Annotated in this window: 19 protein-coding genes; 8 read left to right on the plus strand and 11 right to left on the minus strand. The window is 62.6% G+C overall.

The genetic code is table 11. The features are described 5' to 3' along the window. The first annotated feature begins 5 nt into the window (after positions 1-5). The 7 genes from ACAX43_RS29045 to ACAX43_RS29075 all read left to right on the plus strand — a co-directional run bounded on the left by ACAX43_RS29045 (position 6) and on the right by ACAX43_RS29075 (position 8750). Positions 6-992 (plus strand): LacI family DNA-binding transcriptional regulator, encoded by a 987-nt coding sequence (locus ACAX43_RS29045; RefSeq protein ID WP_370711788.1) that lies wholly within the window; start codon positions 6-8, stop codon positions 990-992. Beyond that, entirely contained in the window at positions 989-2275 is a 1287-nt protein-coding gene (locus ACAX43_RS29050; RefSeq protein ID WP_370711789.1) for an AGE family epimerase/isomerase, read from the plus strand. Before ACAX43_RS29045 ends, ACAX43_RS29050 begins: the two co-directional genes overlap by 4 nt. Next, positions 2272-3180, plus strand: coding sequence for a carbohydrate kinase (locus ACAX43_RS29055; protein ID WP_370711790.1), 909 nt, complete (start codon positions 2272-2274; stop codon positions 3178-3180). The genes ACAX43_RS29050 and ACAX43_RS29055 overlap by 4 nt, the downstream gene beginning before the upstream one ends. 121 nt (positions 3181-3301) lie before the next feature. Next, positions 3302-3532, plus strand: coding sequence for a hypothetical protein (locus ACAX43_RS29060; RefSeq protein ID WP_370711791.1), 231 nt, complete (start codon positions 3302-3304; stop codon positions 3530-3532). 61 nt (positions 3533-3593) lie between these two features. Continuing rightward, a complete protein-coding gene (locus ACAX43_RS29065; RefSeq protein WP_370711792.1) occupies positions 3594-3839 on the plus strand; it encodes a hypothetical protein in 246 nt (81 codons plus the stop codon). A gap of 35 nt (positions 3840-3874) precedes the next feature. Next, a complete protein-coding gene (locus tag ACAX43_RS29070; RefSeq protein WP_370711793.1) occupies positions 3875-4864 on the plus strand; it encodes an ion channel in 990 nt (329 codons plus the stop codon). A gap of 298 nt (positions 4865-5162) precedes the next feature. After that, positions 5163-8750, plus strand: coding sequence for an indolepyruvate ferredoxin oxidoreductase family protein (locus tag ACAX43_RS29075; RefSeq protein ID WP_370711794.1), 3588 nt, complete (start codon positions 5163-5165; stop codon positions 8748-8750). Positions 8751-8820: 70 nt separating this feature from the next. On the opposite strand, the gene ACAX43_RS29080 is transcribed toward ACAX43_RS29075, so the two are convergent. The 7 genes from ACAX43_RS29080 to ACAX43_RS29110 form a co-directional block, all read right to left on the minus strand. Continuing rightward, the gene (locus ACAX43_RS29080; RefSeq protein ID WP_370711795.1) at positions 8821-9522 is read right to left on the minus strand and encodes a copper homeostasis protein CutC; all 702 of its coding nucleotides are present in this window, start codon (positions 9520-9522) and stop codon (positions 8821-8823) included. 35 nt (positions 9523-9557) lie between these two features. After that, on the minus strand, positions 9558-10835 hold the full coding sequence (locus ACAX43_RS29085; RefSeq protein ID WP_370711796.1) for an EAL domain-containing protein: 1278 nt from the start codon (positions 10833-10835) through the stop codon (positions 9558-9560). 377 nt (positions 10836-11212) lie between these two features. Continuing rightward, positions 11213-12520 carry a solute carrier family 23 protein gene (locus ACAX43_RS29090; RefSeq protein ID WP_370711797.1) on the minus strand — a complete coding sequence of 436 codons (1308 nt, stop codon included), beginning with the start codon at positions 12518-12520 and terminating at the stop codon, positions 11213-11215. Between the two features lie 227 nt (positions 12521-12747). Beyond that, positions 12748-14313 carry a methyl-accepting chemotaxis protein gene (locus ACAX43_RS29095; protein ID WP_370711798.1) on the minus strand — a complete coding sequence of 522 codons (1566 nt, stop codon included), beginning with the start codon at positions 14311-14313 and terminating at the stop codon, positions 12748-12750. A gap of 408 nt (positions 14314-14721) precedes the next feature. Continuing rightward, complete coding sequence (locus tag ACAX43_RS29100; RefSeq protein ID WP_370711799.1) at positions 14722-15336, minus strand: DUF2239 family protein; 615 nt, start codon at positions 15334-15336, stop codon at positions 14722-14724. A 146-nt stretch (positions 15337-15482) separates the two neighbouring features. After that, positions 15483-16994 carry a diguanylate cyclase gene (locus ACAX43_RS29105; protein WP_370711800.1) on the minus strand — a complete coding sequence of 504 codons (1512 nt, stop codon included), beginning with the start codon at positions 16992-16994 and terminating at the stop codon, positions 15483-15485. Positions 16995-17341: 347 nt separating this feature from the next. Continuing rightward, on the minus strand, positions 17342-17914 hold the full coding sequence (locus ACAX43_RS29110) for a TetR/AcrR family transcriptional regulator (RefSeq protein WP_370711801.1): 573 nt from the start codon (positions 17912-17914) through the stop codon (positions 17342-17344). 462 nt (positions 17915-18376) lie between these two features. On the opposite strand from ACAX43_RS29110, the gene ACAX43_RS29115 reads away from it, so the two are divergent. After that, a complete protein-coding gene (locus ACAX43_RS29115; RefSeq protein ID WP_370711802.1) occupies positions 18377-20101 on the plus strand; it encodes a methyl-accepting chemotaxis protein in 1725 nt (574 codons plus the stop codon). Between the two features lie 814 nt (positions 20102-20915). Here ACAX43_RS29115 and ACAX43_RS29120 read toward each other — a convergent pair. The 4 genes from ACAX43_RS29120 to ACAX43_RS29135 form a co-directional block, all read right to left on the minus strand. Continuing rightward, positions 20916-21683, minus strand: a complete 768-nt coding sequence (locus tag ACAX43_RS29120) for a GIY-YIG nuclease family protein (RefSeq protein ID WP_370711803.1) — start codon at positions 21681-21683, stop codon at positions 20916-20918. Positions 21684-21913: 230 nt separating this feature from the next. After that, positions 21914-23038, minus strand: a complete 1125-nt coding sequence (locus ACAX43_RS29125; protein WP_370711804.1) for a PIN domain-containing protein — start codon at positions 23036-23038, stop codon at positions 21914-21916. A gap of 21 nt (positions 23039-23059) precedes the next feature. Beyond that, complete coding sequence (locus ACAX43_RS29130; protein WP_370711805.1) at positions 23060-23587, minus strand: hypothetical protein; 528 nt, start codon at positions 23585-23587, stop codon at positions 23060-23062. Next, positions 23584-25257 (minus strand): DEAD/DEAH box helicase family protein, encoded by a 1674-nt coding sequence (locus ACAX43_RS29135; RefSeq protein ID WP_370711806.1) that lies wholly within the window; start codon positions 25255-25257, stop codon positions 23584-23586. Before ACAX43_RS29135 ends, ACAX43_RS29130 begins: the two co-directional genes overlap by 4 nt.

The raw sequence follows: 25257 nt of genomic DNA on the forward strand, positions 1-25257 counted from the left end.
ATTCGATGGCCACAACCATCCGCGACGTCGCCCGCGCGGCCAGCGTGTCGATCGGCACCGTCTCGCGCGCGCTGAAGAACCAGCCGGGCCTTTCCGAGGCCACCCGCGTACGCGTCGTCGAAGCGGCGCGGCAACTCGGCTATGACGCCGCCCAATTGCGCCCGCGCATCCGCCGCCTCACTTTCCTGTTGCACCGTCAGCACAACAACTTCGCGGTAAGCCCGTTTTTTTCGCACGTGCTGCACGGCGTGGAAGACGCGTGCCGCGAACGCGGTATCGTGCCTTCGGTGCTGACCGCCGGTCCGACCGAAGACGTGATCCAGCAGATGCGCCTGCATGCGCCCGATGCGGTGGCGATCGCCGGTTTCGTCGAACCTGAAACATTGACCACGCTGGTGGCGATGCAGCGCCCGCTCGTATTGATCGACCTGTGGGCGCCGGGCCTGCGCTCGGTGAATCTCGACAACGCCGCCGGCGCCACGCTCGCCATGCAGCATCTGTTCGAGCGGCAACGCAAGCGCGTTGCCTTCATCGGCGGCTCGCTCGCGCACTTCAGCATCGCCCAGCGCGCGCTCGGCTACCGGCGCGCGTTTTTCGAAGCGGGACTGCTGTTCGACCCGTCGCTCGAAGTCACCATCGACGCCGGCCTCGACCCTGGCAGCGGCGCCGCGCGCGCCATGCACCAGTTGCTCGACGCGCCCGGCCCACGGCCCGATGCCGTATTCGCCTACAACGACGCCGCCGCGCTCGCCGCGCTGCGCGCGTGCCTCGCGCGCGGCATCCGCGTGCCCGAGGACATCGCGATCATCGGCTTCGACGACATTCCCGCCGCCGCTCATGCCACGCCGCCGCTGTCCACCATTTCGGTCGACAAGGAAGCGCTCGGCCGGCGCGGCGTGGAACTGCTGCTTGAAGACTCACCTGCCGAACTTGAAGTCCGCTTGCCCGTCCATCTCATTGCCCGTGCCAGTACTTTGGTGAAAACGCCATGACGCAATCCGATCCGCTTCAAACCACGAACGGCGCCGCCCCGGCGGTGCCGTCCGTCGACAGTTTCCGCAGCCGCGACTTTCTGCTTTCGCATGTGCAGGACACGCTGCATTTTTACGCGCCGAACGTACTCGATCCGAGCGGCGGCTTTTTCCATTTCTTCCGCGACGACGGTTCGGTCTACGACAAGACCACGCGGCATCTGGTGAGCAGTTGCCGCTACGTCTTCAACTATGCGATGGCGTATCGCCAGTTCGGCGACCCGCAGCATCTCGAGTACGCGCGCCACGGTTTGCGCTTCCTGCGCGAAGCGCATTGGGACGCGCAGCACGAAGGCTACGACTGGGAACTCGAATGGCACGACGGCAAGAAGCGCACGCTCGACGCGACGCGCCACTGCTACGGCCTCGCGTTCGTGCTGCTCGCGTATTCGCATGCGGCGATGGCCGGCATCGAAGAAGCGAAGCCGATGATCGGCGCAACCTTCGAGTTGATGGAGCACCGCTTCTGGGACGCCGCCGCCGGCCTCTACGCCGACGAAGCGTCGCCCGAATGGCACGTCAGTTCCTACCGTGGCCAGAACGCGAACATGCACACCACGGAGGCGCTGCTGACCGCGCACGAGGCGACCGGCCACCTCGTCTATCTCGATCGCGCGGAACGGGTAGCGTCGAATATCACGCTGCGTCAGGCGAAGCTGTCGCAGGGCTTGGTGTGGGAGCACTTTCATGCGGACTGGTCGGTGGACTGGCATTACAACGAGGAAGACAGCTCGAACATCTTCCGTCCGTGGGGCTTCCAGCCGGGGCATCAGACCGAGTGGGCGAAGCTGCTGCTGATTCTGGAGCGCTATCGCCCGTTGCCGTGGCTGCTGCCGCGCGCGATCGAGCTATTCGACGCCGCGATGACCCACGCATGGGACGAGGATCACGGTGGTCTGTATTACGGCTTCGGCCCGGACGGCACCGTATGCGACCACGACAAGTATTTCTGGGTCCAGGCCGAGACCTTTGCGACGGCCGCGCTACTCGGCAAGCGTACCGGCAACGAACGCTTCTGGGATTGGTACGACGAAATCTGGCGCTACAGCTGGGCGCATTTCGTCGATCACAAATATGGCGCATGGTATCGCATCCTCACGTGCGACAACCGTAAGTACAGCGACGAAAAGAGTCCTGCCGGCAAGACCGACTATCACACGATGGGCGCGTGCTACGAGGTGCTGACGCACGCGCTGCCTTCGGGCGAGGCCGCAGCGGCTGAATCCATGGAGGAGACAAAATGAGCGCAACCACTGAATTGCCCCTGTTCGTTTCCGCCGGCGACATCCTTACCGATCTCGTGCGGACCGGCGCCTCGCAATGGCTCTCGCGCCCCGGCGGCGCTGGCTGGAACGTCGCGCGCTGCGTAGCCCGGCTCGGTTTGCCGACGGCGTGTGCCGGGTCGCTGGGCGTCGACAATTTCTCCGACGAACTGTGGAACGCGAGTGTCGCCGCGGGTCTCGACATGCGCTTCATGCAGCGGGTGGAGCGCCCGCCCTTGCTGGCGATCGTTCACCAGACGCATCCGCCGGCGTACTTTTTCATGGGTGAGAACGGCGCCGATCTGGCCTTCGATCCGGCGCGCTTGCCGGCGGGCTGGATCGGGCAGGTGAAGTGGGCGCACTTTGGCTGCATCAGCCTCGTGCGGCAACCGCTTGGCGACACGTTAGCGGCGTTGGCCGCCGAGTTGCGCTCGCACGGCGTGAAAATCAGTTTTGATCCGAATTACCGGAACCTGATGGAGCATGGGTACGAGCCGACGCTGCGGAAGATGGCTGCGCTGGCGGATCTGATCAAGGTGTCGGATGAGGATTTGCGGATGCTGTTCAAGACCGACGACGAGGCCGGAGCACTTGCGCGGTTGCGGGCGATGAATCCTGCTGCCACCGTGCTGGTGACGCGTGGGCCGGAAACCGCGGTGTTGATCGATGGCGCGATGATCGTGGAAGCTCGGCCGCCGCGGGTTGAAGTGGTCGATACCGTTGGTGCGGGGGATGCGTCGATCGGTGGTTTGCTGTTCAGCTTGATGACCGCGCCGCAAAGGGCGTGGCCGGAGCACCTCGCCTTTTCGTTGGCCGCCGGCGCGGCGGCTTGCCGGCACGCCGGTGCCCACGCGCCTTCGTTGGATGAAGTCGTAGCGCTGTTGTAGTTTTTCTGACTTGCGCGGCGCGTAGTGTCACGGACATGGAGCGCCGCGCAGGCAAAAAGCCGAACCTCCATCATCGTGCTAGGATGAAAAAACCCACCCCTTTGGAACAAGGAGCGTCGCCATGGAGGACATCACCTACACCAAAGGCATCTACTCGGCCACCGCCTCGATAAGAGAAATACAAAGGGACACGTGGCAGGGCCTCGTCACCCTTTCGCGCGACGAAGGTGAAGCAAGCGCCGACCAGGAGACCACGGTCTACGAAGTCGAAGCCACTTCGTCGACACCAGAAGAAGCCCTTGAGGAAGCCAAAGCCCTCGCCCACCGCATCCTCGGGGAAATCGAACTCTAGGCAACCCGGCGCCGCGCCCGTCGCACCGCGCCACCTCTGAACCAACCGGCTGGAGGCGATCATGGCTGAGCAGCTCTTCCTCTACGGCGTGTACTCGATTCACGTCCGCCCACTGGGACTCAACGGCGCACGCTGGGACGCGGAATACGAAATCCGGCATCGTGAAAAAGCCGTCCGGCCGTGGACCACCATTGGCGGCGACAACGGCTATGCAGACGAAGCCGAAGCCGTCGCCGCAGCGCATCAGCAGGCCGTCGACGACATCGAACACGGCGCCGGCATTCCAAAGCCGCGAGCATTTCCTTAGGCCCGCGGCGCGCGCCTCTTCTCCACGAGCACGCGATGGCTATCGAACAGTCAGACCGCTTGTCCAGCATCGGCAACGACGAAGCGCGTGCGCAAAAACGCCGCGCGCGCGGCAGCCGCGAAATGCGTCTGGACGACCGCGTGGTCATCGCGCACGGCATGCCGACGCCGCTCTGGCAGGATCTCTATCACCGGGCACTCGTCGTCCGCTGGCCGATGTTTTTCGTGTCGCTCGCGGTTTTGTTCCTGCTGCTCAATACCGTGTTTGCCACGCTCTATATGCTCGGCAATGCGCCGATCGCGAATCAGTTTCCATCGGGCTTCGGCGGCGCATTTTTCTTCAGCGTCGAAACGCTCGCGACGGTCGGCTACGGCGACATGCATCCGCAAACCGTCTATGCCCACTGGATCGCGACGCTGGAAATCTTTGTCGGCATGTCCAGCATCGCCTTGGCGACGGGGCTGATCTTCGCGCGCTTTTCGCGTCCGCACGCCAAGATCATGTTTGCCCGCTACGCGATCGTCCGGCCGCTCGAAGGCCGCATGACGCTGATGGTGCGCGCCGCCAACGCACGTCAGAACGTGATCGCGGAAGCACGCGCGAAGCTGCGCATCATGCGGCTGGAGACCACCATCGAAGGCTATACGCTGCGCAAGCTCTACGACCTGGCGCTGGTGCGCGACCAGCATCCGGTGTTCAAACTGGGCTGGAGCCTGATGCACGTCATCGACGAAAACAGCCCGCTCTTCGGCGAAACCGCGGAAACGCTCAAAGGCCGCGACGCGTCGCTGCTGCTCACGCTTGAAGGGATCGACGAATCGACCTCGCAGACGATGCAAGCGCGACACATGTGGTCGTGCGATCAGATCTACTGGCAGCACAAATACGTCGATGTCATGCGCGAGGAAGACGGCGTGAGTCACATCGACTACTCGCATTTCAACGAGGTTGTGCCGCTCGACCCAGCGCACGGCGCGAGTATGGTGCAGTCCCCCACGGCGGTGGAACCGGCCACGGATTCCTGAGGCGAAAGTCGCGCCTGACACCTTCCGCACACGCCCAGGGCATACCCGTACCCGCCCGCCGCCTGGCAGATACATCTCAAAACTCCATTAAAACGCGCGACCCGTCGCGCGCATTCGCTATTCGCGAGATCAAGTAGAAAAAATCTACTCCAACCGGCGCTAAAAAATAGAGTCTCTTTCGCTGCGTCGCTTTTTGTGGTCCCACACCTCGGCGCGCGGATGCAAAACCGCAATCATCTTGCATGGGATCGGAGTAAGCGCTAAAGCGCTAACTCCGACCGACAATGGAGACTCACCCATGACCGCTCGCCTGCCCATCGACGGCACGCCCGCTCTCGCCGACTACAAGCTGTCGGATAACCTCACCGCGACGCGCGGCCGGATCTTCCTGACCGGCACGCAGGCGCTGGTGCGCCTCGTGCTGATGCAGCGCGCGCTGGACAAGGCGCAAGGCATGAATACTGCCGGCTTCGTCAGCGGCTATCGCGGCTCGCCGCTCGGCATGGTCGACCAGCAGTTGTGGAAAGCGAAGAAGCTGCTCACGGCAAGCGATATCCGCTTTCTGCCCGCGATCAACGAGGAACTCGGCGGCACCGCCGTGCTCGGCACGCAGCGGGTGGAGTCGGATCCGGAACGCACCGTCGAAGGCGTGTTCGCGATGTGGTACGGCAAGGGTCCAGGCGTGGATCGCGCGGGCGACGCGCTGAAGCACGGCAACGCGTATGGCTCCTCGCCGCACGGCGGCGTGCTGGTGGTGGCGGGCGACGACCACGGCTGCGTGTCGTCGTCGATGCCGCATCAGAGCGACTTCGCCTTAATGGCCTGGCACATGCCGGTGGTGAATCCGTCGAACATTGCCGACATGCTCGAATTCGGCCTGTATGGCTGGGCGTTGTCGCGTTTTTCGGGCGCGTGGGTCGGCTACAAGGCCATTTCGGAAACGGTCGAATCCGGTTCGACGGTGGACCTCGACGCGCTGCAAACCGACTGGACAATTCCACAGGATTTCGAAGCTCCCGCTGGCGGCCTGCACAACCGCTGGCCCGATCTGCCGAGCCTGACGATCGAATCGCGGATGCACGCGAAGCTCGACGCCGTGCGCCATTTCGCGCGCGCCAACAGCATCGACAAATGGATCGCGCCGAGCCCGCATGCGAACGTCGGTATCGTCACGTGCGGCAAGGCGCATCTCGACTTGATGGAAACGCTGCGCCGGCTCGATCTGACCGTCGCCGATCTGGAAATCGCCGGCGTGCGGATCTACAAGGTCGGTTTGTCGTTCCCGCTGGAAATGACGCGCATCGATGCGTTCGTTTCCGGTTTGTCCGAAGTGCTGGTGATCGAGGAGAAAGGCCCGGTCATCGAACAACAGATCAAAGACTATCTCTACAACCGCACGCAAGGCACGCGTCCGATCGTGATCGGCAAGAACGCCGCGGACGGCACGATGCTGCTGTCGTCGCTGGGTGAATTGCGGCCGTCGCGCATCTTGCCCGTGTTTGCAGACTGGCTCGCGAAGCACAAGCCGGCGCTCGACCGCCGCGAGCGTGTGGTCGATCTGGTCGCGCCGCAAATTCTCTCGAACGCCGCGGATAGCGTGAAGCGTACGCCGTATTTCTGCTCGGGCTGTCCGCACAATACATCGACCAAGGTGCCTGAAGGTTCGATCGCGCAAGCGGGGATCGGCTGTCACTTCATGGCGTCGTGGATGGAGCGCGATACCACCGGGCTGATCCAGATGGGCGGCGAAGGCGTCGACTGGGCATCGCATTCGATGTTCACGAAAACGCGCCACGTATTCCAGAATCTCGGCGACGGTACCTACTTTCACTCTGGCATTCTCGCGATCCGTCAGGCCGTGGCCGCGAAAGCGACCATCACGTACAAGATTCTCTATAACGATGCGGTCGCGATGACGGGCGGCCAGCCGGTGGACGGCAGCATCTCGGTGCCGCAGATCGCGCGGCAGGTGGAAGCCGAAGGTGTGTCGCGCTTTGTCGTGGTGAGCGACGAGCCGGAGAAATACGACGGCCATCACGACCTTTTCCCGAAGGGCACGACGTTCCACCATCGCAGCGAAATGGATACGGTCCAGCGCGAGTTGCGCGATACCGACGGCGTGACCGTGCTGATCTACGACCAGACCTGTGCGGCTGAAAAGCGGCGGCGCCGGAAGAAAGGCGAGTTTCCCGATCCGGACAAGCGCCTCTTCATCAACGAGGAAGTGTGCGAAGGCTGCGGCGATTGCGGTGTGCAGTCGAATTGTTTGTCGGTGGAACCGGTCGAGACCGCGTTGGGGCGCAAGCGCCGCATCGATCAATCGTCGTGCAATAAAGACTACTCGTGTGTGAACGGCTTCTGCCCGAGCTTCGTCACGGTGGAAGGCGGCAAGCTGAAGAAAGCCGCTGGCGCTGCGTTCGATCCGGCGGCCCTTGCTGCACGCGTCGAGGCATTGCCGGTTCCCGCCACGCATCTCGATGCCGCGCCGTACGACATTCTGGTGACAGGCGTGGGCGGCACAGGCGTCGTGACGGTCGGCGCCTTGATCAGCATGGCTGCGCATCTGGAAGGCAAGAGCGCGTCGGTGCTCGACTTCATGGGCTTTGCGCAAAAGGGCGGCGCGGTGCTGTCGTTCGTCCGCTTCGCCGCACGCGACGAATGGCTCAATCAGGTCCGGATCGACACGCAACAAGCCGACGTGCTGCTCGCCTGCGACATGGTGGTGGGCGCCAGCGCCGATGCGCTGCAAACGGTGCGTCATGGCCGCACGCGCATCGTCGTCAACACGCATGCGATTCCGAATGCGACCTTTGTGCAGAATCCAGATGCGACGCTGCATGCCGATGCTTTGATCGACAAGATGCGTCACGCGGCGGGCGAAGATCGCATGTCGACGTGCGACGCCCAGGCGCTCGCCACGCGTTTTCTCGGCGACACCATCGGCGCGAACATTCTGATGCTCGGTTATGCCTGGCAACTCGGGCTCGTGCCGGTGTCGTTCGCGGCAATGATGCGCGCGATCGAACTGAACAACGTCGCCGTGCCGATGAATCAGCTGGCGTTTTCGATTGGCCGTGTGGCGGCGGAAGATCCGGCGGCGCTCGAATCACTGTGGCAAGCGCGGCATCTGGCGAAGCAGGCGGTACGCGTCGATACACTCGATGAACTGATCGCGCATCGCGAAGGCCGTCTCCAGACCTACGGCGGGGCGAATTATGTGAAGCGTTATCGCGCGCTGGTCGAGGCGGCGCGCCGCGCGGAATTCTCGGTCGATGCCAGGAGCGAGCGCATCACACGCGCCGTGGCGACAACGTTCTATCGTCTGCTGGCGGTGAAGGACGAATACGAAGTGGCGCGTCTGCATACGGACAGCGCGTTCCGTGAAGCACTCGAAACGCAGTTCGAAGGCGTGGCGGGCAAGGACTTTGGCATCAAGTTCAACCTCGCGCCGCCGACCCTCACGCGCCCGAAGCCAGGTGTCAATCCGACCAAGAAAACCTTCGGCCAATGGATGTGGCCAGTGCTCGGCGTGATGGCGAAATTCAGCGGCCTGCGTGGCACGATGCTCGATCCGTTCGGCCGCACGCTCGAGCGCAAGATGGAGCGCGAACTCGCCGACGATTACGAAATCACGTTGCAGCGCGCGTTCGCGAAGCTCAACGCGACCAATCTGGACGATGTCGCGAAGCTAGCCGACCTGCATGCTCGCGTGCGCGGTTATGGTCACGTGAAGCTGGCGAATCTGGCCGGTGTGAAGCGCGGCGAACGTGATCTCGCCGCGCGCTTGCAGATCGAAGCGGCGACGAGCGCGTCGGTGAAGAAGTCGCTGGAAGAGGTGAAAGGCGCCGGGCAGTTGCGCGGCATTCCGGTGGTTGTCGCGAAGTAGTTCTTTCGCACGTGGATGAAAAATGTCGCTTCGAATTGAACCTCGAAGCGACATTTTTTTGCGCGATGATTTAGCTACGCGCTGCGTCGAGTGACGCTCGCACTTGCGTGACTTTTGCCGCCTCGACCGGCGCGAGGCCATTGCCGCCGACGCGCACGCCGGAGCCGAAGTGCACCGCCTCGACCCGCGTCCTGTTCACGAAGCCGGCGACCGCATCGACGGTCAAACCCGCGCCCGCCAGCACCGTGCAATGTGAGCCGGACGCTTGCCTGACCAGGTCGCCTATCGTGGCTTCCGCCTGCAGTACCGAAGGCTTGCCACCCGAGGTCAGCACGCTTTTGATCGCATCGAAACCGAGCAACACGTCGAGCGCATTTTGCAGATCATGCGTTTCGTCGAACGCACGATGGAAGGTGATCGCCAGCCCATCGGCGGCATCGATCGCCCGCGCGAGGCCTTCGCGGTCGATCTCGCCCTCGGCGGTCAGCATGCCGATCACCACGCCGTTCGCACCGGCCGCTTTGACTGCACGCACGTCGCGCAGCATCACGGCATGGTCGTCGGCGTCATACACAAACGAGCGACTGTGCGGCCGCACGATCACGTTCACAGGAATCTCGACCGCCGCAACCACGGCTTCGATCAACCCCAGGCTCGGCGTCAGGCCGCCCTCGCCCATCGCGGTGACGAGTTCGAGACGGTTCGCGCCCGCTTGCGCGGCAAGCCGGGCGTCGGCAACGGTCGTGGCGATGACTTCAAGTAGTACGGACATAAGCGCGGCTGAGTGTCGTTAAAAACGACATGATCTCAGAACCGCTCGGCATCCTCCCAATCGATATCGCCGCACAGCACGCAAGTCTGCTCGCCGACGCGTGTCGCCACCGAAAGCGTGACGCACGGCAACGCCTCGTTGATCGACAGATACGGACGCGTCACATGCACGCGTTCCGGCGCGCTGATCGCCGCACGGAAATACGGTCGACGCAGCCAGTTCGCGCCTTGCGCGTCGGCAAGCGGCAGAAAGCGCGTTTCATGAGCCGCGCGATCGGCACGCAACACGACGTTGCGGCCGGCCTGCTTGCCCTTCGCGTCGAGCAGGAAACAGCGTGCGGCATGATCGAGCGCGAGAAAATTCCAGCACACTTCCTCAAGCGGCTCGCCGGCCGCGAGCCGCTCCGCGGCCCGTTCGAACGCCCGCAAGTACGGCGCAAGACGGCTTGCATCACGGCGCTCTCGCGCTTCAGCCTGATCGCGATAGCGGTCGGTAACCTCGCTGATGCAAGCCGTGGCGTGCGCCGCATCGACCGCGCCGGGATTCGGTCGGCCGAAGAAAAAACCCTGCACGAAGTCCGCGTCGCAAGCGAGCGCCATCTGCGCTTCATGCTCGGTTTCGACGCCTTCGATCAGCACCAGCTTGCCCGCTTCGTGCAGCAGTGCCACCAGTCCCGGCAGAATCGTCGCCATATCGGCGCGATGCGTGGCGTGCGACAGCATGATGCGATCAAGCTTCACGATATCGGGATTCAACTGCCAGATCCGTTCGACGTTCGAGTGGCCCGCGCCGAAGTCGTCGAGCGCGATCAGGAACCCGCGCTCGCGAAATTGGCGCACCGCATCGGCGAGACGTTCGAGATCTTCCGCGCGCTGTTCGAGTACCTCCAGCACGATGCGCCGCGGCGGCAGATCGAGCCGCTTAAGCGTGGCCAGCAAAGCAGCGGCGAGATAGGGATCGGTGAGCGCGCCGGGATGGACGTTCAGAAACAACCATTCGCGCTCGGCGCCGAGTATCTTGAAGTTCTCCAGATGCAGCGTCTGGGCGAGCCGGTCGACCTGCAAGACGTCGCCCAGGCGCGCCGCCTCGCCGAACACGTCAAGCGGCGACACGGGCCGGTCGAGCGCGTCGTGCGCCCGCAGCAGCCCCTCGTAGCCGACCGCCCGCATGTGCGACAGGCTGAAAATCGGTTGAAACACGCTAGTCAGCGTCAGCTCGCCATGCTGCGCCGAAAAACGCTCGAGCCCCGACGTCACTTCGACATCGAAGCCATGCGGCATGCCAGCCGTTCTTTCCTGTTGCGCAATCGTCATGCAATCCTCTCACGCGAGCGCCGGGCCGGTCCGAACGCGGAAGCGAACAACCTCGGCACCGTTTTTCAAAATGTGCGTCATCGGTATTGCTTAAGCAAGCTCCATGCGCACGCTGGCGCACATTCCCATGAAATTTGCATGAAGCTTGCACCGGCGAAAGGGCGGATGCGCCACGCGTGGGCGCGACACGCACCGTTCAGGTGCGTCGTTCTGCCGGGGCGTTTGCTGGCTGCTTTTAAGGAAGCGTTGGCGGACTGAGGATAGCGCGGTGCGTCATCGGGCCAAGCTTCGGCTTGTGCCGTTTGTATCCTTCGTAACTGATATGCGGCGACATCGTCGGTGATCGCAAAAAAGAAACGACCCACGCCGCAGGCAAATCAGGCCACCGGCCCCTGAGCCGGCTTCCTTCTCAGGAGCGCGTAAAGAATGATCGCGCCGAAGGTAGCCGTACCGATCCCGCCAAGCCCGAATCCACCGAGCTTCAACGAGAAATCGCCAGCGCCCAGCACAAGGGTGACTGCCGCTACGATCAGATTCCGGTTGTCCGAGAAATCGACTTTATTGACGACCCAGATGCGCGCGCCGGTCACGGCAATCAAGCCGAACACGACGATCGATACACCACCGAGCACCGGCCCCGGGATGGTCTGAATCACCGCGCCGAACTTCGGCGAAAAGCCCAAAACCAGCGCAATCACGGCAGCGATCACAAACACCAGCGTCGAATAAATCTTGGTCACGGCCATCACACCGATGTTTTCGGCATACGTCGTCACCCCTGTGCCGCCAGCGAAACCGGAAACGATGGTCGCGAGTCCATCGCCGAGAAATGCACGGCCGACATATCGGTCGAGGTTCTGACCGGTCATCGCGCTCACCGCCTTGATATGCCCAAGGTTCTCAGCGACAAGAATCACCGCAATCGGCGCGAGCAAGGTCATCGCCTGCATGTTGAAAACAGGCGCCGTGAAATGCGGCATACCGAACCACGCGGCATTCGCCACAATCGCGAAGTCGACCGGCTTACCCATGCCGAGGCCGTTCGTGACGATCGCGTAAATCACATACGCCATCAGCAAACCAACGAGAATCAGCAAACGCTGCAGCATGCCGCGCGCAAACACCGCGACCGCGCCGACACACAGCACCGTCACCAGCGCCATCCACGAATCGAAGTTGCTGCCGCTCACGCCGTGCACCGCGATCGGTGCAAGATTCAGCCCGATCACGCAGACGATCGCCCCGGTCACGACCGGCGGCATCAACGTTTCAATCCATTTGGTGCCGACCGCCGACACGATCAGGCCAATGATCGCGTACACCACCCCGCACGCGATGATCCCGCCCAACGCCACCGGAATGTTCAGGTTCGGGCCGTGGCCGCCATATCCCGTCACCGCGATCACCAGACCGATGAACGCGAAGCTCGAACCGAGGTAGCTCGGTACGCGCCCGCCCACCAGCACGAAGAACAGCAGCGTGCCGATCCCCGACATGAAGATGCACAGATTCGGATCGAAGCCCATCAGCAACGGCGCGAGCACGGTCGAACCGAACATCGCGACGACGTGCTGCACGCCCATCGCGAACATCTGCGGCCACGCGAGCCGCTCGTCGGTGCCGACGATGCGGCCTTCGGCTGCGTCCGGCTGAGCGCGCCAGCGGGGGAAATAGGAATCGGCCATGGCGGGGGTTCTCCTCTGTCGGCATGATGGTGGACGGCGCCGGGAACTGCGCTGTCTGTGAATTACGCGCGAGTGTACGGAGTGCCAATGGCCCTGGCAAGGGCAGAGAAAAGCGCGGCGAAAGCCGCGCCGAAGGGCGTAGCGAAACCGCGCTCGAAGGCGAGGCGAACATCACGCCCATGACGATTGCGGACGCAATCAGCCGCGTCCTCCATATCACCGATGCATCAGCCGCGCCGCGCTTCCAGCGAGAACACCGTGACGGCCGCCTGCAACTGCCTTGCCTGGTCCGCCATCGATGCCGCCGCAGCCGCCGCCTGCTCGACCAGCGCTGCGTTCTGCTGGGTCACATCGTCCATCTGCGCGACCGCGCGGTTCACTTCTTCGATACCGGTGCTTTGCTCCTGCGAGGCCGACGAAATCTCGCCCATGATGTCGGTCACGCGTTTGACCGCGTGCGTGACTTCGGCCATCGTCTGACCGGCGCGCTCGGCCAGTTCAGCACCACTGCCCACGCGCGCCGTCGAGCTTTCGATCAACTCCTTGATCTCCTTGGCCGACACCGCGCTGCGCTGCGCCAGCGAACGTACTTCGCCGGCGACTACCGCAAAGCCGCGTCCCTGCTCGCCGGCACGCGCCGCTTCCACGGCGGCATTCAGCGCGAGGATGTTGGTCTGGAACGCAATCCCCTCGATTACCGCGATGATGTCGGTCATGCGCTTCGAACCGGCCGCCAACTCGCGCATCGTTTCGACCACATCGCCGACCAGGCTGCTGCCGCGCGCCGCCACCTCAGACGCGCCATGCGCGACACCGCCCGCCTGCTGCGCGTTCTCGGCATTCATCTTCACCGTGGAGGTCAATTCCTGCATGCTCGACGCGGTTTCCTGCAAGGCGGCAGCCTGCTCTTCGGTGCGTTGCGACAAATCGGTGTTGCCCTGCGCGATCTCGCCCGAGGCCAGCAGGATCGACTCGCTCGACTCGCTGATGCCGGACACGATGCCGGCCAGCCGCTCACGCATGTTGCGCAGTGCGAACAGCATGCTGTTGGCGTCGCCCGCACGGGTTTCCACCCGCACGCTCAGGTCGCCGCCGGCGATCCGGTTGGCGATGTGCATCGCGTAATCCGGTTCGCCGCCGAGTTGACGCGCAAGCCGCCGCGCAATCACGGTCGCGAGCAGCATGCCCGCCGCGATCGCGCCCAGCACCAGCGCGAGCATCACGATGCGCATGTGCTGATAGTCGGCGCTCGCTTCCTGCTGGGCTTCAGTGGCTTGCTGGCGGCGATAGTCGATCAGCGCCGTGATGCGATCGCGCAGCGTCTCGCTCGACGCAATCGCGCGGCGCACGAGTTCGTTGTTGTCGACGCCGGCCGGAATCGGTTCGAGACCGATCTGCTGATGCACGATGCCTTCCCACACCGCCGACTTGCGCAGCACTTCGTCGAACATCTCCTGACCCTTGCTGGTCGCGATCGTCGCGCGGTACTGGTCATAGGCGCCGTGCATCTCCTTGAGCGACGCAACGATGTTGTCCTTCAACTTTTGACGGCCGGCGTCGTCGGCTGCGTAGCCGAGATTCGCCGCGGCAAGATCGGAGTCGATCTTGTGGCGGTTCGCCTCTTCCATCCAGTAGAGGCCGTTCATGTGCTGATCGCAGATGGCGTCGGTGATGTCGTGCATCGACGACAGCGTGGTCAGCGAAGTCCCGCCAATCACAACGCAGAACCCGATCACCACGGCAAACGCCAGCAGCAGCTTCTTGAATACGGTCATGCGGTCGAACCACTTCATTTCACCATCCTTCACAAGTCCTGACGGGACGCTCGCGCTTACGCCACCGCGAAACATTTCGCGATTTTTCAGATACGTAGCAACGCTCCCACCTCTTTTACGGCGGCGATAGCGGAGACTTGAAGCGATAAATGACGGACATAACCGGGACAGGATGATGTAAGCAATCCTTATGGGAGGGGGCCAGATCGCGCGGCTCAATGTGGATTGCGCATGGGCGAGGCGATTGGGATTTGTCTGATATATGGAGACGAGACGAACTCTTAGACTTTCTTTGCTGCGTTCACCCCCATGAGTAAGCGCACGCGATGTTGTAACTCTCCGACTTCCCGCTCACGCTCCCCGGCGTGAGCGGTTTTTTTTCGTCCGTACGTTTCGCTGCGCGCGCTCCCAAGTGTCCTTTCGAACTCATGAACGCGTGACGAAAGCCGCGGCAGCAAGCCGGAGCGTGTGATGGCGCACGTCTTCGGGCCACTTCCCCACGATCTCGTCAAAACGTGCTCGATCGCCAGCGTAGAGCGCGCGCGTTGCATCTTCATAATCAGGCAGATTACCGGCCAGCGCAGTCATGAAGCGGTACACCGTCTCTTGCGCCGCACGTTTGCGATCCTTGTCCTCGCCGGCAAGCCGTGCCGCTTCCACCAGTTTGCGCAGCGCGACGGATGCGCCGCCCGATTGGCCGTTGAGCCAATCCCAATGACGCGGCAGTAACGTCACCTCTCTGGCCACCACGCCAAGTTTGGGCCGGCCACGGCCACGCGGGGTATCGTCTTGCGCGGTGTCAGCGGTTGGCGTGGGTTGCTCGCCGGGCTCCTGGCCCGGCAGCCGCGCCAGAATCTCCTCAGGCGTGCCCCGTAAATCGAACTCGACCGGGCGGCCGCTGATGTCGTCGAAAATCAGTACCGGCGCCTGCTCGCCGCGCGCCAGCACCTCTCGTACCGCCAGCGCCACCTCCGATAGCGTGCCTGAGGCAATACAGCGGTGGCCTTCGAAAGCGGTGCAGGTTGCAAGATGGGGGGTCATGACAAACTCCAAAAGGAAGAATTTGTCCAATTATACCCGGGTATAATTTATTGGCAATATATTACCCGGGTAAATTATTTGGGGCGGTCATGCTCGCGGAAGGCCCTGCCCCATCACATCCCATACACCTGTGAGATTGTCCTGCCTCAACGCGCCGGCAGCCCCACAACACTACGGCGCTCGGCGCGCGCCGCCACCGGATAGCACAGCACACAATTGCGGCCCGCGTCCTTGGCTTCGTAGAGCGCCTCGTCTGCTGCATTGACCAATGCGCGGCTCGTCGCGAATGTCTGCCCTTTGGTGCAAGCAATGCCGATGCTGACAGTCAGCACATGGTGCGAGTTCGCGACATGGTGCAGCCCGAGTGCCTGAATCGCGGAGCGAATCTGCTCGGCGATGCGCGTCGCCCCGGCTTCGTCGGTATCCGGCAGCAGCACAGCGAATTCTTCGCCGCCGTAGCGCGCCGCGGTATCGCCGGGGCGTCGCACGCTCTGCCCGATGCAGCGCGCCACATCGACGAGCGCATCGTCGCCGGCCGAATGGCCATATAAATCGTTGAAGCCCTTGAAACTGTCGACGTCGATCAGCAGCATCGACAGCGGCCACGCGTTACGTTGCGCGCGGTGCCATTCCTCTTCCGCATGTTCCTCGAAGGTGCGGCGATTATTCAGGCCGGTCAGCCCGTCCGTGCGGGCCAGCACGCGCAACTCTTCTTCGGCCGCGCGGCGCTGCCGCAGTTGCTGCGAGAACAGGACGGCGAGCGCGATGATGGTGATGTCGAGCGCGGCGATCAGCGTGCCAATGATCCACGCACGCCGCCGCCATTCCATGTAGATATCCCGCGAGGACAGCGCGACGTCGAGAATCAGCGGATACATGTCGATATGGCGGAACGCGTACCAGCGCTCGACGCCATCAATCGCCGCCGTGCCGAAGAAGTTCCCACTCGGCTGCTGGAGGAAACGTAAATAGTTCGAGGTGCCAGTCAGACTCCGACCGATGATTTTCGGATCGTAGGGGCGCCGCATCAGCATGGTGCCGTCGGTCAGCATCAGCGCCATCGAGCCACCCGCGCCCAGATTCATGCCGGCGAACAGACGCTGGAAGTAGGTGAGGCGCATCGTGCCGACCACCACGCCACCGAAGCTGCCGTCCGGCTGCGAGATGCGCCGGCTTAACGCAATGCTTACGTTGCTGCTGCTCACCTTGGGCGTGAACGGATGGCTGATATATAGCCCGACATTGGGAGAGTCGCGTTGGACCTGGAAGTAATCGCGATCGGCGAGATTGACGCGGCGCGGCGGGGATGCTTGCGAGTCGAACACGATATTGCCGGTTGCGTCGATCACCAGGATCGAGCCCAGGTCTTTCGCGCTGGACGAGCCGTCGAACAGCACCATCTGACGGATCTTGGGCGGCAAGTTCAGCACGCCGGGTTGTTTCAGCCCCTCGATCACCGCCCGCAGCGACAGATCGTAGATCTCCAGATTACGCGACACGTCGCGTTCGACGAGCAGCGAGACATTGGAGACGGAATCCTGTGCGCGCCGCAGCGCGTCTTCGTGCATCTGCGCGAGCAGCCAGATAGCAATCGCGAGTATCGCGCTGGCGAGCACGATACTGATCACAATCACGAGGTTCGGTCGGCGCGTCACCATTGGCGTTTCGTTCGAGCATGCGCTGACCCACGCGCGTGAAGAAATTGGCCGCGTCCAGAAGGCGCGTACCGTGAACCGGTAGCCTACCAGACGCTGCGGCGCATCAAACGCTCGAAAAGACAGGTTTTTGGCGGTTAGAGCCAGAATTTCGTGAGGACGCCCTTCGGACCGAGGGGACCACCGCGGCGGCGCCTTATCCGACCCTGCCCGTCGCGCCGAATATCGGAACCTTCACGACGCCTGCTCCATGGCGACGTCCGGCCAGCGCGCGTGTCGGCGCCCGGGCCGTTGGCAATCAGATCAGTGCGGGCGGCGTTGCAGTTCGAGCGCGAAAATCGGATAAAAATTTACTTCTGGGCAATCGCGTGCCAGAACGTCTCGAAGCCGGCCTTACGATAGCGGTCGGCTTCAGCCGGATCGCGAGCGATGAAATCCATGGTGGTTTCCGCCAGCGCCGCCATGATCGCCGACAGAAAAGCCGGCGGATGATCACGCAACGCGCCGCTCGCCACGCTCGCCTGAATCATCGCGTTGATGTCCGCGAGGGACTGCATGCCGGTCGCCCGTGTGTGTTCGGTCAAGCGTTCAGACACGGCCAACTGCGCCATGGCCCGGCGTTTCTGTGGTTGTGCCACGCCCCAGTCGACAAACTTGTTCCATACGTACTGCGCGCGCTCCCGCAGGGTGGCGTGCTTCGGGTAGGCCGTCATCATCACTTCGCGCAGCTCCGCCCTGATGTCCAGGTAGAGCTGATTCAGCAGCTCGTCCTTATTATCGAAGTAGGTGAACAGCGTTCCTTCAGCCACGCCCGCAAGCTTCGCTATGCGTGCGGTGGGCGCGCCGAGGCCCTGCTCGGCGATGACCTCGGCTGCCGCGGCGAGGATGGCGTTACGTTTGTCTTCACTCTTGGGACGGGCCATGCGGATTCGGTTGGGTTTGATTGGCGCTAGTAAATGAGTGATTGCTCAATCATATCTTTGGCCCTTGGGCGTCAAGTCGGTTTACTGCTTAAGGGCCGCCCGACCCTTTTGGGTCCGACGCGCAGTCGCAAATGAAAAGCAACCGGAAAACGCGTATTTGCATCATGCGCCCGAATATATCCATTTTTCGAACAACGGACAGTCTTACGTGCATCACGTGCAAGCTTTGTCGAAAAATACCAGCTATGCCTTAAGTACGCGAGAACCCGATCCGATAACCGGTAAATGGGATACCCATTTAGCGCCTGACATTCGATGCGGAGTTAGCAATGCGCCGCAAGTCAGGCATGAGGGGAAACAGCGCGGGGCAGCCTCGACAATAAGCAGCCACATAGACGCTCCCATGCCCGGACCTGAGAGTCCATTACGAACGCTTTAACGTTTCGTTATTGGAGAAAAATCGTGACACTCAAGCATCTCACCATTAAAACCAAACTCATTGCCGGTTTCGGCATGCTGTCTCTCCTCGTCGTCGCGGTTTCGGGCCTTTCCTTGAAGGCGCTGAGCGACTCCACCGATGGTTTTTCCAACTTTGTACATGGCATCAACGCGCGCGCCGACATGGCGGTGCAGGTTCGAACCGCAGTCGACCGCCGGGCAATCGCGGCGCGCAATCTTGTGCTCGTGACCAAACCTCAGGATCTCGACATAGAGAAAGCCGACGTGACGCGCGCGCACGAGGATGTACAGGCCGATCTGAAAAAGCTCAACGGCATGACTGCGAATGCAACCGATACGTCGGAGAAAGCGCGCAACCTCGTCGCCGAGATCAATCGGGTCGAGTCCGAGTATGGTCCCGTCGCCCTCAACATCGTCAATCTCGCGCTTGCCGGCAAGCGTGACGAGGCAATCGTCGAGATGGACAATCATTGCCGGCCGCTGCTCGCCGCGCTGATTCGCGCGACCGACGCCTATGCCGACTACACGCACACCCGCCAGGAACAACTGATCAACGACTACGCCACGCATTACGAGAACCAGCGCAATCTGCTGATTGCGATCTGCCTCATCGCGTTGGCGCTCGCCGTCAGCGCGTGCGTGGTGATCACGCGCGCGGTGACCGGACCGCTGCGTTTCGCGATCGATGTCGCGCGCACCGTGTCGGAAGGCGATCTGCGCACGCGCATCAGCGTCGACGGCAGCGACGAAACCAGCAAGCTGCTCGCCGCGCTGCGCGAGATGAACGACCGGCTGACAGCGATCGTTGGACGGGTGCGCGACAGCAGCACCAGCATCGCCGGCGCGGCGCGTCAGATCGCGGCGGGCAATATGGACCTGAGCCAGCGTACTGAGCAGCAGGCTGCATCGTTGCAGGAAACCGCTTCCAGCATGGAGGAACTCACCTCCACTGTTAAGCAGAACGCAGACAACGCGCAGCAAGGCAGCACGCTGGCTGCGAATGCGTCGTCGGTGGCGCAAAAGGGTAGCGAGGTCGTCGGCCAGGTGGTGAACACCATGCACGACATCAGCGACAGCTCGACCAAGATCGCGGACATCACGGGCATCATCGAGGGCATTGCGTTCCAGACGAACATTCTTGCGCTGAACGCGGCCGTCGAAGCCGCGCGTGCCGGCGAACAAGGGCGGGGTTTCGCGGTGGTCGCGAGCGAAGTCAGAAGCCTGGCTCAACGCTCATCGAGCGCGGCCAAGGAGATCAAGGATCTGATCGCCAATTCCGTGGATAAGATCCGCAACGGGTCGGCGCTTGCCGGCGAGGCGGGTAAGACGATGGCCGAAGTGACGCAGGCTGTCGCGCGAGTCACCGGCATCATGTCGGAGATCGCGGCGGCATCGACCGAACAAAGCCGCGGGATCGAGCAGGTCAATCTTGCGATTACCCAGATGGACAATGTCACGCAGCAGAATGCGGCTTTGGTGGAAGAGGCTGCGGCCGCTTCGCGGTCCATGGAGGATCAGGGGCAGCAGTTGAACGAAGCCGTGGCGTTTTTTCAGTTGAAGGATGGTGCACCTGCGGCAGCGGCCGTTCCCGCCGGGAAGGAAACGCCGCGGCGCGAGGTTGCTGTTGCCGTTCCTGCTAAACCTGGCGCGCGAGCTACTGCGGTGGCGCCGGTTGCTGTGCTTGCTACGGCTGCCGCCGGCGCGGATAGCGGGTGGGATAAGTTCTGATCGAGGGCTTCTGCTAACGCGTCGTGAGCGGGCGACGTTTATCGACTTTTTTCTTGCCGGTCTGTTGGTGTTGCCCCGCATGGGGCTGCACTAATAGGCCGCTTACCGATCCGTTCGGGAAAAGCCGAGGCCAGAAACGCGAAAACCGGCGCGTAGCCGGTTCTCACGTAAAACAAAATCCTCTTGGTGAGGAGGACTATCAAACTAACCCCGAAGATCGTTGCAATATTGCGATAGCGGGAAAACTCTTATATGAGTTGCCCCCAAAGTTGCCCCCAACGTCTCGGAACTGGTATAGGAATCGGTCGAATTACCTCTAACGACCATCTAAGCGTCTAAACCGGCGCCGTTGCGCGGTCAGTTCAAAACCGTGATCCGCAGGGACTCCCGCCGGACTTGAACGCCGTCAGGTGGTGGGCTCCGTGGCTTCGCGAACACCACCAAGTACTTGGCTCCCTCTTCAAACATTTTCGCCCTCTTCGCGCTTAAATGTCTCGACGTTCGCAATGAGGCGGTCAACAAACGGTGCCAATTGTTGACCAAGGTGTGGAAACCACCTCAAGGCGCCTTCGAGCTCGCCACAACTTGCGAGCGCGCGCAGAATCAGCGCGGTCTCGATAGTCTTGCCAAGCCCCACATCGTCAGCCCAGAAGACAGCGCGTCGCCGTGGTGGTCATGCGTGCGTGAGGACGACTTGCTGGGGCTGCAGGAATGAACTAGATCCGCGCTACGCCCGTCAGCGAAGGCCGGAAGCAGTCTGCGACTCGCCTCGCGCCTCCAGAAGTGCCCCCAATCTGTGCGCCAAGCTGAGCGGCTAGAGGACCGTTCCGTATTGGTATGGGCGATTTTCCTTGTACAGGATGACATGGCTCGCGAAGGCCGTCGCTTGCCAATCCACCCCGAGAGCAACCTCGATGGTCCGCATCAAGCTACGCACCGTTTGCGGTGTCGGCGGAATGGTGACGTTGGTGGCTAGCAAGTCCGGATGCGGCTGTCCACGCTGCGCCCTGCCTCGTTCGTTGCGCAAGGTCTCATAGCGCAAGGTGTACGGCAGAATGGCTTTCAGAGCCGCCAGCGCCGTCGCCACGGGCACGATGCCCGGCACCAGATAGTCGCCGGGCAAGTCGATGTTGATGGGGTGCTGATCGTCGAAGCCTTCAGGCTGGCGATTGGTGGTTTCGCGTTCGCGCCCGGGGTCGTTGGAGCCGAAGCCGCTGCCGTTCCAAGCCGCCGCGCCGGTGTTCAGTGCGCGGTAATACTTGATGAGCTGGGTTTCCAAGTCCATAGCGGTGAACACCATAATGCGCACCGCCTTGAACCGCACCGCGCCGGTCAGCGTCGGACGGTGCATGATCTTGCGCGCGTGGCGCGTTAGCCTCGTGCGCAGGCCTGCCTCCGCGTCGGTCTTGCCGACGTAAACGAGCGTGCCTTCGTAGAACAGTTGGTAGACGCCTTGGGCCTCAGGGACTTCCGCCGTCACCTCGGGCTGCAGCGGGCCGGTTTCCATCCCATCGAGCAGGCTGATTAGTTCAGCCTTGAGCGCGCGCGGAAGGTCGAACTCGAATTCCTTGAATCCAATCATCACGCGCCAGCCCTTTCGAAAGCGCGCAGGTCACGTGACCAGCCGCACCGGTACGCGGAGCAGACTCCGCCGACGCTTTCCCCAAAGCTGATTCTTGCCATCACGTTGTAGGGTTCTTGGCTCAAATGGCTTCCTCCGGTTGGGACACACACAAACGATTATCAATGCCCCGATTCGTCGGGGCTTGCCATCCTTGGCCGTTGCGATTGAAGCTGCCGCGCCAACAGCGGCTACGAGCCTGAATCGCCCTCCAGCGCGGCCAGTTGCTCGCGTATCGCGTTCACAAGGCCGGTTAGTTCGCTGATCCGGGCCTTCAGCACCTGCTTGGCATCCTCGCCAGCGGTCGCTGCTTGCTGCGGCGTCGGCGGCAAGTCGATGAGCGACTTGATCAACCCGTCGAGCTCGGTTTCCTTGCTGCGCAGCTCGGCCCGCAGGGCGCGCTGCGACTTGGCTTGTTCCGCAGCATAGCCGGGCGTCTCGGTCTCTGACTCCGCAGCGATGGAGTCGGCGATCTTCTGAACGGACGCTTCTTTGATCTGTGATCCCGTGCCGGCCGCATAGCGAAGGAACTGGAGCAGCTCGTAGATGTGAAACTCCTGCTCCGTCATCGCTAGGAATTCCTCGATCAACGCAGGGTGTGGCCCCATCTTTTTCCCGCGGTGGATATGCCACCAGTCGGACTTTCCGTCGTCGGTGACGAAGATGATCGGCCGCTTGTCCGCCTTGGCCTTCTCGATCATTTCCATCCAGATCACCAGATCGCCGAACTTGTCACCGCCATCGGCCGCCTTCTTCGCGTCCTCGAAGCCCGGCGGGATTTTTTTCGCGTACCGATCATTGCCTTCCTTGTGGATCGCCGCGATGCGCTCGGCAGACGGCTTCGCGCCCACCTTGCCCGCGAACAGCTCGGTCACCTTGGTGAAGCTCGCGTTGAATTCTTCTGCGGAGTGCTGGGCCTTGGCCCCCGCGATGCGCTGCTGGAAATCGCCTTGGTACAGGTCAAGCGCCGACAGCTCGCGCTCGACGTCGATTACCGGATGCGCGCGATATTGATTGATGCTGTCCTTGGCCTGATTCACGAACTTGGTCAGGTCGGTCCCAAGGCGGTCATAGGCATCGAGCGCGTGCTGCTGCACATCCAGCCGGCGGCGCTGGAACTCGATCCCTACCTGATACGGAATCCACAGCGACGCCTTTTTGCGCTCGAAAACGTCCATGAGCTGGCCACGGACCTCGACGGAGTGACGAAGTAGGTGCAGAAGGATGTTCGTGTCGGGGACGATCAGTGCCGCATCCCAGAGCGCCTCGAGTTGCTCGGGCGATTTCGTGTACCAGCCGACGAATGTTGTTCTCATTGATATCCGCTCCAGCTCGCGTCAGTCGATCCATTCAACACGCGCTATGCCCAACCGCGTGGCCGCGCCCCGCACCAGGATGCGCGTGCTGTCGTCTGCCGTGTTGCCGCTTTCCAGCAACACCGTGCCGAAGGAAGAGGCGCCATGGTTCAGCGTCGTCCGCTCGTACATCGCCATCAGGATCAGCTTCCAGTCCCGACTCTTGCCCCACGCGATGATCTGGCCACCGATGAAGCGCAGGCCGTGCGGCTTTATATAGCGATGCACGACTTCGAGGGTCGGGTCAACGTTCAGAACGGCGAGGATGTCCTGCTCCGTGCCAGACACTCGGGCACGTTCGTAGGGCTTCAGCAGCGAATCCTTGATATACACACGGACCTTGCGCGGGTCCATGTAGTGCGCCAGCGTGCCGCCGATCGCCATTTCCCGGGTCCATTGCTCGTAATAGCGCGACCGCTCGGTGTCGGCCAGTCCCGACCAGCCCATATCGGTCGCACGTTCCCACAGAAGGTCGCGGATGCGGTCGCGCACGTCGTCGGGCAGCTTCATTGGACGTTCCCTCGCGGACCGGTCGGTGGAAAATCGAACTCGGGCAGTTCCAGCGTCGGGTCGCCTTCGCGATTGAACAGGTCCGCCTGGTCTTTCATCCAATCCAGCATGAAGCTGCTCGCGCCGATATCGCGGAACTGGACGAGGCGGCCGCCGAGACGCAGTAACTCGACATCGCCCTTCGCGGCGCGCTCCAGCTCGATGACTTCGGCGATGCGCCGCAGATCACTGACGAAGTCCAGCACGACGACCTTGTCCTTTCCCGGGCTCAGCCGCAGCCCGCGGCCGAGTTGCTGGACGAAGATGCGGCGGCTATGAGTCACGCGCATGAACGCGATCATGTCAACGTCGGGAACGTCCACACCCTCGTTGAAGAGATCGCGCGTCGTCACGATGTCGAGATTGCCCCGCCGGAACGCCGCCATGGTCTTGTCGCGTGTCCGAGGTGCCATGTCGCCGGTGATGGCCTCTGCGCGGAAACCGAACAACCGCAGCATGGCCGCGAAGGCGCGCGCGTGGACCACCGTGGAGCAGAAGACGACGCCGGCACGGCGCCCCTCGGCCGTGAAGGATTCGTGGATGATCTTCGCTGCCTCTTCGTCCCGAGTCGGGATAAGCAGCTTCCGGTTGAGCTGCTGCAGGGAATAGTTGTGAACGGAGCGTTCGCGCACGAATTCCCAGTCCACGTTGTCGGCGAGCAAGCGGTAGTCCGCTTCGCACAGAAAGCCCCTGCGCAGGCCCTCGGCGATGCCCATGCGGACCACGGGCTGGCCGAGAACCCGGTCGATGTCGTACCCGTCGCCGCGCCAGGGTGTCGCCGTCACGCCGCCAAGCATTGGCGCGTTCAGGGCCTTGACGACCGTGCGAAAGCTCTCGGACCCGACGTGGTGAGCCTCGTCCACCAGGACGAGTCCAAATCGCGGCAGGTCGTCAAGGCGGGACACGACGCTTTGCACCGTGGCGAACGTGATGCCGTCCCAGTAAGAGGGCTCTTCACCGCCCATCAGGCGATGCGTCGAAACCGACTTCGGCAACTGCTCCCAGAAGGACCGTTGGAGCTGGTCAACCAACTCGCGTGTGCCGGCCATCACGAGAACCTTGCCTTCGGGGATCGCTTGTTCCCGATAGAGCTGCGAGACCACCTCCGCCATGACGACAGTCTTGCCGAGCCCGGTGGCAAGGACTACTTGCCCCTTGCCCGTCTCGCGCAGCGCTCCCATGAAGTGTTCGGCCGCGTCCGACTGATAGGGCCGGAGTTGGCGCCGCGCGCGAGGATACTCCGGCGAGCGACACGCCATTTCGATCAGCGTCGCGGCTGGCAGCAACTCGACCTTGATGCCGAGCGCGGCCCACTTCTTCACTGCGGCGAACGTCGCCGGCCCGAATGCTCGGGACGCCGCGACGACCATGCGATCCGCCTCGTAGAACCGCGCCGCCTCCACGACCTCGTCAACGGCATCGGGCGTCGGGTATTGGTTCGACACGAACTTGCATTGGAATACCCAAAGCTCGCCGGCCTTGACACCCAACACGTCGGCGCCCTTGTCGCCGCTGCCGCCGACCAGGCGCACGTCCTCGAACCCGTTCGCCACCAGCAGCCGCGCGACGTCGCGCTCGAACGCTTGCCACGGTCCGTTCAGAAGGCGTCGCGTGTCGAGGAAGGTCTCCAT

Origin of the sequence: Paraburkholderia sp. IW21 (assembly GCF_041321145.1) — a bacterium.
Taxonomy (GTDB): domain Bacteria; phylum Pseudomonadota; class Gammaproteobacteria; order Burkholderiales; family Burkholderiaceae; genus Paraburkholderia.